Source organism: Variovorax sp. CF313, from assembly GCF_000282635.1.
Taxonomy (GTDB): domain Bacteria; phylum Pseudomonadota; class Gammaproteobacteria; order Burkholderiales; family Burkholderiaceae_C; genus Variovorax.
In genome coordinates this window covers 41,359-53,168 of record NZ_AKIW01000045.1, presented here as the reverse complement: position 1 = coordinate 53,168, position 11,810 = coordinate 41,359, and the positions used below count along the sequence as shown (strand labels likewise).

Annotated in this window: 11 protein-coding genes; 8 read left to right on the top strand and 3 right to left on the bottom strand. The window is 68.3% G+C overall.

What is annotated here, in order from left to right:
• The first annotated feature begins 105 nt into the window (after positions 1-105).
• Both ugpQ and PMI12_RS13755 read left to right on the top strand, forming a co-directional pair.
• A complete protein-coding gene (gene ugpQ, locus PMI12_RS13760; RefSeq protein WP_007833276.1) occupies positions 106-849 on the top strand; it encodes a glycerophosphodiester phosphodiesterase in 744 nt (247 codons plus the stop codon).
• A gap of 52 nt (positions 850-901) precedes the next feature.
• On the top strand, positions 902-3,370 hold the full coding sequence (locus tag PMI12_RS13755) for a DUF3772 domain-containing protein (protein WP_007833274.1): 2,469 nt from the start codon (positions 902-904) through the stop codon (positions 3,368-3,370).
• Positions 3,371-3,428: 58 nt separating this feature from the next.
• On the opposite strand, the gene PMI12_RS13750 is transcribed toward PMI12_RS13755, so the two are convergent.
• On the bottom strand, positions 3,429-3,707 hold the full coding sequence (locus tag PMI12_RS13750; protein WP_007833272.1) for a hypothetical protein: 279 nt from the start codon (positions 3,705-3,707) through the stop codon (positions 3,429-3,431).
• A 112-nt stretch (positions 3,708-3,819) separates the two neighbouring features.
• Between PMI12_RS13750 and hemA the strand changes: the two genes are divergently transcribed.
• The 6 genes from hemA to PMI12_RS13720 all read left to right on the top strand — a co-directional run bounded on the left by hemA (position 3,820) and on the right by PMI12_RS13720 (position 9,371).
• Positions 3,820-5,091, top strand: coding sequence for a glutamyl-tRNA reductase (hemA, locus tag PMI12_RS13745; protein WP_007833271.1), 1,272 nt, complete (start codon positions 3,820-3,822; stop codon positions 5,089-5,091).
• A gap of 95 nt (positions 5,092-5,186) precedes the next feature.
• Positions 5,187-6,275, top strand: coding sequence for a peptide chain release factor 1 (prfA, locus tag PMI12_RS13740; RefSeq protein WP_007833268.1), 1,089 nt, complete (start codon positions 5,187-5,189; stop codon positions 6,273-6,275).
• Complete coding sequence (gene prmC, locus PMI12_RS13735; protein WP_007833266.1) at positions 6,275-7,126, top strand: peptide chain release factor N(5)-glutamine methyltransferase; 852 nt, start codon at positions 6,275-6,277, stop codon at positions 7,124-7,126. Before prfA ends, prmC begins: the two co-directional genes overlap by 1 nt.
• A 29-nt stretch (positions 7,127-7,155) precedes the next feature.
• A complete protein-coding gene (gene grxD / locus PMI12_RS13730) occupies positions 7,156-7,482 on the top strand; it encodes a Grx4 family monothiol glutaredoxin (RefSeq protein WP_007833264.1) in 327 nt (108 codons plus the stop codon).
• A 16-nt stretch (positions 7,483-7,498) separates the two neighbouring features.
• Complete coding sequence (locus tag PMI12_RS13725; protein ID WP_007833262.1) at positions 7,499-8,005, top strand: cupin domain-containing protein; 507 nt, start codon at positions 7,499-7,501, stop codon at positions 8,003-8,005.
• A 55-nt stretch (positions 8,006-8,060) separates the two neighbouring features.
• Positions 8,061-9,371, top strand: coding sequence for a hemolysin family protein (locus PMI12_RS13720; RefSeq protein WP_007833260.1), 1,311 nt, complete (start codon positions 8,061-8,063; stop codon positions 9,369-9,371).
• Between the two features lie 7 nt (positions 9,372-9,378).
• Here the strand turns inward: PMI12_RS13720 and PMI12_RS13715 are convergent, their stop codons facing one another.
• Positions 9,379-10,056, bottom strand: coding sequence for a lytic transglycosylase domain-containing protein (locus PMI12_RS13715; RefSeq protein WP_007833257.1), 678 nt, complete (start codon positions 10,054-10,056; stop codon positions 9,379-9,381).
• Complete coding sequence (locus PMI12_RS13710; RefSeq protein ID WP_007833255.1) at positions 10,053-11,798, bottom strand: proline--tRNA ligase; 1,746 nt, start codon at positions 11,796-11,798, stop codon at positions 10,053-10,055. The genes PMI12_RS13715 and PMI12_RS13710 overlap by 4 nt, the downstream gene beginning before the upstream one ends.
• Between the last annotated feature and the right edge of the window lie 12 nt (positions 11,799-11,810).

Genomic DNA, 11,810 nt, shown 5'->3' with positions numbered 1-11,810 from the left:
CGCACTTCGTGTCGCTTCTCCTAACCCCTACCGGGGGCGACACCAGCGGCCCGGCAAAGCCGGTTCCGCGGTGTCCCACGAAGAAGCCGAAAGCCAACTCAGCAAATGCTCATGAATTCCTGGCCCTACCCCCGCTGGGTCGCTCACCGCGGCGCCGGCAAGCTGGCTCCCGAGAACACTCTTGCCGCGTTCCGGCTCGGCGCGGCATACGGCTACCGCATGTTCGAGTGCGACGCCAAGCTCAGCGCCGACGGCGTGCCCTTCCTGATGCACGACGCCACACTGGACCGCACCACCAGCGGCCACGGCACCGGCGGCGCCCAGCCCTGGAGCGCGCTGGCGCAGCTCGATGCGGGCAGCTGGCACTCACGCGCCCATGCGGGCGAACCGCTGCCCACGCTGGAGAACCTCGCGCGCTACTGCCTGGCGAACGGCCACCTGCTGAACATCGAGATCAAGCCGACGCCGGGCGTCGAGCGCGAAACCGGCGAGGTGGTGGCGCGTGAGGCTGCGCGCCTGTGGCAAGGCGCGGCCGTACCGCCGCTGCTCACGTCCTTCCAGGTCGAATCGCTGAAAGGCGCGCAAGCGGTGCAGCCAGAGCTGCCGCGCGGTCTGCTGCTCGACACGCTGTGGAACGGCTGGCTCGAAGCCGCGCAACAGTTGGGTTGCGTGGCCATCGTCTGCAATCACGCGCTGTGGGACGCCGCAGTAGTCGCGCAGGTGCACGGCGCCGGCATGCGCGCGCTGAGCTACACGGTGAACGACGAATGGGCGGCGCAGCGGCTGATCGGCCTGGGTACCGACGGCATCATCACCGACCGGGTCGACCTGTTCAGCCCGGCCGGCTGAGGCGCACGTTTCTTACAGGCTCTTACCTCATGGCCGCTTCTATGATGCGGCCATGAATCGGACCTCTCGCCTGGCGGGCTTCGGCCTCGCCATCCTGCTGGCCCTGTCGGTGTGCGGCGCGTTCGCGCAGCCCGATGCCAGCATGAACGCCGGCACCGGCAATCCCAACAACAGCGCCAACACCGCCGCCGCGGCAGCCCCCGCGCCCACCGTGGCTGAACTGCGGGCGCAATTCAACAAGCTCACCGCCGACCCGGGCAAGGGCGGCGACGCCGAGGACGACCCGCGCAAGCAGATCGGGCAGATCAACGACATCGGCGCGCAGGCGGACAAATTCGTCGCCGCGCGCACCGGCGACCTCGCAGACCTCAACGCACGCCTGGGCGAGCTCGGCAACCCGCCCGCTGCCGGCAGCACCGAAGACCCCGGCATCACGCGCCAGCGCGCGCAGCTGACGAAGGAGCGCAACGCGCTCGACGCCGACATCCGGCTTGCGAAGCTTCTGTCCATCGACGTGCGCCAGCGCGGCGCCGACCTGGTCACGCAGCGCCGCGCACTGTTCGAGGCCCAGCTCACCGAGCGCGCGGCCTCGCCGCTCACCGAGGCCTTCTGGAACGACCTGCAGGAGGCCTGGCCCGACGACCTGGCGCGGCTGCAGGCCATGGGCACGGCCCTCGGCGACGGCATCGAACAGGCGCTGGCACCCGCATCGCGCACGGCGGTGATCGCCGCGCTGATAGGCGCGCTGCTGTTGGCCTTCCTGGGCGTCTGGGGTGCCGAGCACCTGCTGGCGCGGCTCTCCATGCGGGTGCTGCCGGCCGGCAGGCTGCGCCGCTCGTTGCTGGTGATCGCCATCGTCGCGAGCCACGTGCTGCTGGTGGCGGTAGCCGCGCACGGCTTCGTGGAAGTGCTCAAGACCTACGGCACCTGGGACCCGCAGGCGCGCAAGGCGCTGCAATCGGCGGCGCAGGCGCTGACCTTCATGGCCTTCGTCATCGGCCTGGGCCGCGCGCTGCTGGCCACTTCGCGCCCCTCGTGGCGGCTGCCGCCGATCCCCGACGCCACGGCCAGCCGGCTTGCCGCGCTGCCCTGGCTGGTGGCGCTGGTGGCGGCACTGGCCTGGACGCCGGCCGAGATCAATGCGCTGATCGACGCCAGCTTCGCCGCCGTGGTGACCACGCATGTGCTGACGGCGCTGGTGCTGACGGCCCTGGTGGGCACGGTGATCTACCGGCTCAAGGCGCTGCGCGCCGATGCGCCCGAGGCCGGCCTGCCCGAGCGGCCGATGTGGGTCGGCCTGCTGGTGGCGCTGATCGGCATGCTGATGATCGCCATCTGGGTGCTGGTGGCGCTGGGCTACGTGGCGCTGGGCAGCTTCCTGGCCTCGCAGCTGACCTGGAGCGGCATCGTGGCCGCTGCCTTCTACGTGCTGTTCAAGTTCGCCGACGACGTGTTCATGGCCAGCGTCGCCTCGCGCAGCACCTTCGGCCAGAAGCTGCAGAAGAGCTTCAGCCTCGCACCGCAGACGCTGGACCAGGCGGCCACGGTGCTGTCGGGCATCAGCCGCGTGGCGCTGTTCGTCTACATGCTGATCGCGCTGGCCGCGCCGCTGGGCACATCTCCGAGCGAAGTGTTCCAGCGCAGCGGCAAGCTCGGCACCGGCGTGAAGGTGGGCGAATTCCAGCTGGTGCCGGGCGCGATCCTGAGCGCGGTGGCGGTGGCGGTGTTGGGCTTCATCGTCCTGCGCATCTTCAAGCGCTGGCTCACGCGCAGCTACCTGCCGAACACGCAGTTCGAGCCGGGCATGCAGAACTCGATCACCACGCTGCTGGGCTACGTGGGCGGCATCATGGTGATTGCGTTCTCCCTGTCGGCGCTGGGCATCGGCATCGAGCGCATCGCGTGGGTGGCGAGCGCGCTGTCGGTGGGCATCGGCTTCGGGCTGCAGGCGATCGTGCAGAACTTCATCTCCGGGCTGATCCTGCTGGCGGAGCAGCCGGTGAAGGTGGGCGACTGGGTGGTACTGGGCACGGCCGAGGGCGACGTGCGGCGCATCAACGTGCGCGCCACCGAGATCCAGCTTGGCGACCGTTCGACACTCATCGTGCCGAACTCGGAGTTCATCACCAAGACGGTTCGCAACATGACGCTGGCCAATGCCGAGGGCCGCGTGCTGATCCGCCTGCCGATGCCGCTGACCACCGACGCGCAGCGCGTGCGCGATCTGATCCTCGCGGCCTGCAGGGGGCACGAAGGCGTGCTGGAAACGCCGGCGCCGTCGCTCACGCTCGAGGGTATCGAGAACGGGCTGCTGATCTTCCAGGCGATCGCCTATGTGGCGAGCCCCCGGCTCGCGGGCGGCGTGCGCAGCGACCTGCTGTTCGTGATCCTCGACGAGCTCAGGAAAGCCGCGTTGCCGATGGCGACGCCGACCACCTTCATGATGGCGCCCTCCGAGCCGGCCGCGGCGGCGCCGGCACCCGCGACGTCCAACTCGCCGATCCCCGGCATGCCGACCTGAGCCTCGCTGCGGCGGCGGCGCCGCGGTGCACGCCGCCGCAGCCCGGAGTCGATCGGCCCTATCGGCGCCAGCCGCGCATCGCCAGCCACTGGACGGTGCCGCAGGCCACCACAAGCGCAGCGTAGGTCGCCATCATCCCGTCGCGCCCGAACACCACGAGGCCGATCACCGACACGCCGACACCCACGGCAAAGGTCAGCGCCCACTGCACCCACCAGCGCGGGACGCCGGCGCGCCCGCCGCCCAGGAACCGGCCGGCAAGAGCCAGCACCAGGGCCAGGAAGGCCGCCGGAGCGACGAAATTGAACAGGTGATCGAGGAGGGCCAGCAGGTCCATCGGAGGGAATTGCGCGTGCGCCGGGACATGCGGCGAAGGATATGGCTGTCATAGGGAAAGCCATTTGTCCCTCCGCAAGGCTCATGCGGCTGCTGATTTTATAATCACGGCCATGTCAGTCTGGGCTCTCGGCTTGAACCACACGACCGCGCCGCTCGACCTGCGCGGTCGTTTCGCGTTCGCGCTCGACCAAATCGCCCCCACGCTGCAGAGCCTGCGCAGTTCCTTTGCCTCCGGCCGCCACCCCCAGGTCGAGGCCGCGATCATCTCCACCTGCAATCGCACCGAGATCTATTGCGCCTCGGAACAGGCCGCACTCGACCACACCTTCGGCTGGCTGGCGCAAAGCGGCGGCGTGGCCCCGGCCCTGCTGCGATCGCACGCCTACACGCTTCAGGACGACGAAGCCGCCCGCCATGCCTTCCGCGTGGCCAGCGGGCTCGACTCGATGGTGCTCGGCGAAGCTCAGATCCTCGGCCAGATGAAAGATGCCGTGCGCGCGGCCGAAACCGCCGGCGCGCTCGGCAGCACGCTGAACCAGCTGTTCCAGCGCTCTTTCGCGGTGGCGAAGGAAGTCCGCACCGCCACCGAGATCGGCGCGCACTCCATCAGCATGGCCGCCGCGGCGGTCCGGCTCGCTGGCCAGCTCTTCGAAGACCTTCATCAAACGCGCGTGCTGTTCGTCGGCGCGGGCGAGATGATCGACCTCGCGGCCACGCACTTCGCAGCCAAGGAACCCAGGTCGATCGCCATTGCCAACCGCACGCTCGAGCGCGGCGAAAAACTGGCTTCGCGCTTCGGCGCCGAAGCGATGCGCCTGGCCGACCTGCCGGCGCGACTCGCCGAGTTCGACATCATCGTGAGCTGCACGGCGAGCACGCTGCCGATCATCGGCCTGGGCGCCGTGGAGCGCGCGCTCAAGGCACGCAAGCACCGCCCGATGTTCATGGTCGACCTGGCCGTGCCGCGCGACATCGAGCCCGAAGTGAAGGCGCTCGAGGACATCTACCTCTACACCGTCGACGACCTCGCACAGGTCGTGCAACAGGGCCAGGCCAACCGCCAGGCGGCTGTCGCGCAGGCCGAAGTCATCATCGACGCCGGCGTGCAGAGCTTCATGCACTGGCTGGGCCAGCGCGGCACCGTGCCGCTGATCCAGCAGCTCAATGCGCAGGCCGACGAATGGCGTGCCGCCGAGATGGCGCGCGCACGCAAGCTGCTGGCCAGGGGCGAATCGGTCGATGCCGTGCTCGAGGCCATGTCGCGCGGGCTCACGCAGAAGATCATGCACGGCGCCATGGCCGAACTGCACGCGGGCGATGCTGCCTCGCGCGAGCAGACGGCGCAGGCCATCTCGCGCCTGTTCCTGCGCAAAGAGCGTTAGCGACGCTCGTCGTCGCCAGGCCCGATCGGCCGCGGTCTTCATGCGCGCTGCCCTTTTGCGGCAGCACCTCCATATTTTTCGAGTCCCGTTCCTCCGTGAAATCCTTTCTGCGCCACCAACTCGAACGCTACGCCCAACGCCTCGGCGAGCTCGACTTCCTGCTCTCGCGCGAAGACATCATGAGCGACATGGCGCAGTACCGCACCATCTCGCGCGAGCATGCCGAAGTCACGCAGATCGCCGGCCGCTACGAGCGCTACAGGCAGCGCGAGGCCGACATCGCCGGTGCCAGGGAGATGCTCGACGACCCCGACATGGCCGAGATGGCAAAGGAAGAAATCGCGGGCGCCGAAGCCGAGCTGGTGCAGCTCGAAGAAGAACTGCAGCGCCTGCTGCTGCCGAAGGACCCCGACGACGCGCGCAACGCCTTCCTCGAAATCCGCGCCGGTACCGGCGGCGACGAATCGGCCCTGTTCGCGGGCGACCTGCTGCGCATGTACACGCGCTACTGCGAGCGCGCCGGCTGGCGCTGCGAGGTGGTGAGCGAGAGCGAAAGCGAGCTCGGCGGCTACAAGGAAGTGGTGATCCGCATCGTCGGCGACGAGGTGTTCGGCCACCTGCGCTTCGAGTCGGGCGGCCACCGCGTTCAGCGCGTGCCGGCGACCGAAACGCAAGGCCGCATCCACACCAGCGCCTGCACGGTCGCCGTGCTGGCCGAGCCCGACGAAACCGTGGCCGTGCAGATCAACCCGGCCGACCTGCGCATCGACACCTACCGCGCAAGCGGCGCGGGCGGACAGCACATCAACAAGACCGACTCGGCCGTGCGCATCACGCACATCCCGACCGGCATCGTGGCCGAGTGCCAGGACGACCGCAGCCAGCACCGCAACAAGGCGAAGGCGCTGCAGGTGCTGTCGGCGCGCATCCAGGAGAAGGACCGCAGCGAGCGAGCGGCCAAGGACGCGGCCATGCGCAAGGGCCTGATCGGCAGCGGCGACCGCTCGGACCGCATCCGCACCTACAACTTTCCGCAGGGCCGGCTCACCGACCACCGCATCAACCTCACGCTCTACAAGCTGCTCGCGATCATGGAAGGCGACCTTGGCGACGTGCTCGACGCGCTGCGCGCCGCGCGTGAGGCCGAACAGCTGGCCGAGCTGGAATCGAGCCTGCCAGCGTGATGACCGCCGACGACCCGAAGCCGTCCACCGTGGCGCAGGCACTGGCCGCGGCCGTCGCGCTGGGCGTGGAGCGGCTCGACGCGCAGTTGCTGCTGCTGCACGCGCTGGGCCGGGCGCCGCATGACCGCGCCTGGCTGCTGGCGCACGACACCGATGCGATGCCCGACGCGGCGTGGGCCGCGCTCTGCGCGCAGTTGTCGCGCCGCCTCGCGGGCGAGCCGGTCGCGTATCTGCTCGGCGAGAAGGAGTTCCACGGCCTCGCCCTGCACGTCGACCCACGCGTGCTGGTGCCGCGGCCCGACACCGAGGCGCTGGTCGAATGGGCGCTGCAGTGCCTCGAAGGCCGTGTCGCCCCGCGCGTGCTTGATCTCGGCACGGGCAGCGGTGCGATCGCACTGGCCCTGCAACATGCCCGCCGCGATGCACAAGTCGACGCGGTCGACGCCAGCGCCGACGCATTGGCGGTCGCCCAGGCCAACGCGCAGCGCCTCGGCCTGCCGGTGTGCTTCACCGAAGCGAACTGGCTCGACGGCGCCGGCAGCGGCTACACGGTGATCGCGAGCAACCCGCCGTACATCGCCGCCGGCGACCCGCACCTGCCCGCCCTGCGCCACGAACCCGTTTCCGCATTGGTCGCGGGCGCCGACGGCCTCGACGACATCCGCCAGATCGTGCAGAACGCTCCCGGCCACCTCGCCGAAGGCGGCTGGCTGCTGCTCGAACACGGCCACGACCAGGCCGCGGCCGTGCGTCAACTGCTCGCCGCGCGCGGTTTCGCCGAAGTGCAAAGCCGCGACGACCTCGCCGGCATCCAGCGCTGCTCCGGCGGAATCTGGCGCACGGTGAAATAATCCCCCCAGCCCACTTTTCAGGAGTCCCCATGTCCGACGCCCAGCAACGCATCGACGACCTCGTCAAAACCAACGACCTCGTGCTCTTCATGAAGGGCAACGCCAGCTTCCCGATGTGCGGCTTCTCGGGCCGCGCGATCCAGATCCTGAAGGCGGTCGGCGTCGACACCCGAACGCTCAAGACCGTCAACGTGCTCGAAGACGACGGCATCCGCCAGGGCATCAAGGAATACAGCAACTGGCCCACGATTCCGCAGCTCTACGTGAAGGGCGAGTTCGTCGGCGGCTCGGACATCATGATGGAGATGTACGAATCAGGCGAACTGCAGCAGGTCATCGGCGGCGGCGCAGCCTGATTCCACGGGACCCGCAATGAGCCACGATCACGCGGATCACGGCCATTCGCATGAAGAAGGCGAGTCGGCCTGGAAGCACGATGGCGTGCGCGTGATCGCGGCCAACCAGCTCGACGCCAACACCGCCCAGACGCCCGGCATGAACCGGGCAGCGGCCATCAACTTCGCCCGCGTGGGCGCGCAGAAGCTCTGGGCCGGCACCGTGACCATCCACGCCGACGCCAAGACCGGCGCCCATCACCATGGGCATCTCGAATCGGTGATCTACGTCGTGCGCGGCCGGGCCCGCATGCGCTGGGGGGAAAAGCTCGAGTTCACGGCCGAGGCCGGACCGGGCGACTTCATCTACGTGCCGCCCTACGTGCCGCACCAGGAGATCAACGCCAGCGCGACCGAGACGCTCGAATGCGTGCTGTGCCGCAGCGATGGCGAAGCGGTGGCGGTCAACCTCGACATCGAACCCGTCGAAAAGCCCGAATCGGTACTCTGGGTCGACCCCACGCATCCGCAGGGCGGGGTCTGAGCACTTTTCGGGTGTAGAGTCATGGCACCATGGTGGCCGTCTTCGACGTGCCACCATGACCCTGACCCAAAGCCTGCTCATCATCGCCATGCTGATCGCGATGAGCGCGTTCTTCTCACTTGCCGAAATCACCCTGGCCGCCTCGCGCCGCCTGCGCCTGCGCCAGATGGCCGACGAGGGCGACCCCCGGGCCGAGAAGGTGCTGCGCGTGCAGGAGCAACCCGGCCACTACTTCACCGTGGTGCAGATCGGCCTGAACGCGGTGGCGATCCTCGGCGGCGTGGTCGGCGAGGGCTCGCTCAGCCCCTACTTCGCGGTGTTCTTCGAGAAATGGCTGAGCGTCGAGGCCTCCGCCAACGCGGCCTTCCTGTGCTCGTTCGTCATCATCATCGCGGTGTTCCTGGTGTTCGCCGACCTGTTCCCCAAGCGGCTGGGCATGAGCAACCCCGAGCAGTTGGCGGTGCGCATGGTCGGGCCGATGCAGGTGCTGATCACCACCTTCAAGCCTCTGGTGTGGTTCTTCACGCGCTGCACCGACCTGCTTTTCAAAGTGCTCGGCATGCCGATGGCGCGCGACGACAAGATCACCTCGGCCGACATCCTCGCGATGACCGAGGCCGGCGCACGGGCCGGCGTGCTCGCGGTGCGCGAGCAACAGGTGATCGCCAACGTGTTCGAACTGGAGACGCGCCTGGTCAGCAGCGTGATGACGGCGCGCGACAGCATCGCCTGGTTCCTGCACGACGACCCCGAGACGGTGCTGCGTGCGCGCATCGTGGCCGAGCCCTACTCGGCGTATCCGGTGTGCGACGGCGACATCGACCACGTGCTCGGCTACGTCGATGCCAAGGACATGTTCCAGCGTGTGCTGAGCGGCCAGCCGCTGGCCTTCGACCAGGGCCTGCCGCTGCACAAGGCGCTGGTGATTCCCGATCGCCTGTCGCTCACCGAGGTGCTCGAACAGTTCCAGCAGGCGCACGAGGACTTCGCGATCATCGTCAACGAATACAGCCTCGTGGTGGGCGTGATCACGCTCAACGACGTGATGAGCACGGTGATGGGCGACCTCGTCTCCATGCCCGACGAGGAGCAGATCGTGCAGCGCGACGAGAACTCGTGGCTGATCGATGGCATCACGCCCATCCAGGACGTGCAGCGCGCACTGCACATCGACGAACTGCCTCACTCGGAGGAGTACGAGACGCTGGCCGGCTTCCTGATGGTGATGCTGCGCCGCGTACCCAAGCGCACCGACAGCGTGACCTGGGGCGGCTACACCTTCGAGGTGATGGACGTGGACAGCTACCGCATCGACCAGGTGATGGTCACGAAGGGCTCGGCCACCGCCAAGGCGCCGGCCGGCTGACGGAGGCTCAGCCTGCGGAGGCGGGGTCCTTCTCGCGCTCGCGCTCCCTGTCGTTGAACACCCAGAGCCGCTGGTTGGCAAATACCGCGTTCGGGTACGGCGACTTGCCGCGGCTGCCGTTGTAGCGACCCAGCGTCATGTACAGGTCGCCGTTCTCGCGGTCGAGGTAGTGGCGAAGAATGACGCAGCCGAAGCGCAGGTTGGTCTGCATGTGAAACAGCTTGGCCGGGTCGGCGTCGCCGATCACGCGCGTCCAGAACGGCATGACCTGCATGTAGCCACGCGCACCGGCGCTCGACACCGCGAACTTGCGGAAATTGCTCTCGACCTGGACGAGCCCGAGCACCAGGCTCACGTCGAGCCCCGAGCGCTTGGCTTCGTACCAGGCGGTCTGCAGGAATTCGATGCGCGATGGCGCGTCGGCAACCTTCTTGCGCAGCCGCTCGCTCATCTCGCCCAACCAGCGCAGGTAGGCGAGCCGGGCCTCGGTGTTCGCGAACTGGGGCACCGGCGGTGCCTTGTTGTGGATGGCCGAGCTGAGCGCAGTGCGCACCGAGTCGATCAGCGGCTCCTCGATCTGCGCACCGGCCAGGGCGGTCTGTGGCAGCGACAGCATGGCGAGGGCGCTTGCCGTCACGGCGCCGCCCAGGCACTGGCGTCGCGAGAGGCCGCCCTCCACGCTCATTTTGCGAGCTTGCCGGTGATGAACTCCGCAATGCCGGCCGCAGGCACCTTGGTGGCCGCCGTGTCACGGCGGTGCTGGTATTCGAGCTGGCCTTCCTTCAGACCGCGGTCCGAGATCACTACGCGGTGCGGCACGCCGATGAGCTCCCAGTCGGCGAACATCGCGCCGGGGCGCTCGCCGCGGTCGTCGAGCAGCACGTCGACGCCGGCAGCGAGCAGTTGCTCATACAGCGCTTCGGCGGCCACCTTGACCTCAGGGCTGCGGTCCATGCCGATCGGGCAGACCACCACCGTGAACGGTGCCAGCGCGTCGGGCCAGATGATGCCGCGCTCGTCGTGGTTCTGTTCGATGGCCGCCGCCGGCAGGCGCGTGATGCCGATGCCGTAGCAGCCCATCTCGAGGAACTGCGGCTTGCCACCTTCGTCGAGGTAGGTGGCGTTCATGTCCTTGCTGTACTTGGTGCCGAGCACGAACACGTGGCCGACCTCGATGCCGCGCTCGATGGCCAGCACGCCCTTGCCGTCGGGCGAGGCGTCGCCGGCGACCACGTTGCGCAGATCGGCGACCAGGTCGGGCTCGGGCAGGTCGCGGCCCCAGTTGACGCCGGTCATGTGGAAGTCGATCTCGTTGGCGCCCGTGATCCAGTCGGCCATCACGGCCACCTCGCGGTCGGCCACCATCCTGACGGGCTTCTTGAGGTTCAGCGGGCCAAGGTAGCCCGGCTTGCAGCCGAAGTGCTCGTCGATCTCGGCCAGGGTCGCGAAGCGAAAGCCCTTGTCCAGGCCTGGCAGCTTGCCGACCTTGATCTCGTTCATCTCGTGGTCGCCGCGCAGCAGCAGCAGCCAGACCTGCGAGCCCTTGGGGTTGCCTGCGTCGTCGACAATGTCGGTGGCCAGCACGAGCGACTTGACCGTGATCGACAGCGGCACGCCGAGCAGCACTGCAACGTCTTCGCAGGTGGCCTTGCCCGGAGTGGGCGTCTTCTCGAGCGCCTTGGCGGCGGCAGGGCGCGGGCCGGCCGGGGCCAGGGCCTCGGCCTTTTCCATGTTGGCGGCGTAATTGCTGTCGGGGCAGTAGACGATGGCGTCCTCGCCCGTGGCGGCGATCACCTGGAACTCTTCGCTCAGGTCCCCGCCGATGGCGCCGCTGTCGGCCGCCACGGCGCGATAGCGCAGGCCGAAGCGGTCGAAGATGTTGCGGTAGGCCTGCGCCATGACCTGGTAGCTGGCCTTGGCCGCGTCGAGGTCGCGGTCGAAGCTGTAGGCGTCCTTCATGATGAATTCGCGCCCGCGCATCAGGCCGAAGCGCGGGCGGCGCTCGTCGCGGAACTTGGTCTGGATCTGGTAGAAATTCTTCGGCAGCTGCTTGTAGCTGCGGATTTCCTGGCGCGCGATGTCCGTCACCACCTCTTCGCTGGTCGGCTGGATCACGAAGTCGCGGTCGTGCCGGTCCTTGATGCGCAGCAGCTCGGGGCCCATCTTCTCGAAGCGGCCGGTCTCCTGCCAGAACTCGGCAGGCTGCACCACGGGCATCGTCATCTCGACGGCGCCGGCGCGGTTCATCTCCTCGCGCACGATGGCTTCGACCTTGCGGATCACGCGCAGTCCCATGGGCATGTAGGTGTAGATGCCCGTGCCGAGCTTCTTGATCATGCCGGCGCGCATCATGAGCCGGTGGCTCGCGACCTCGGCGTCAGCGGGCGCTTCCTTGAGGGTGGAGACAAAAAATCGGGAAGCTTTCATCGGGATTGCGGT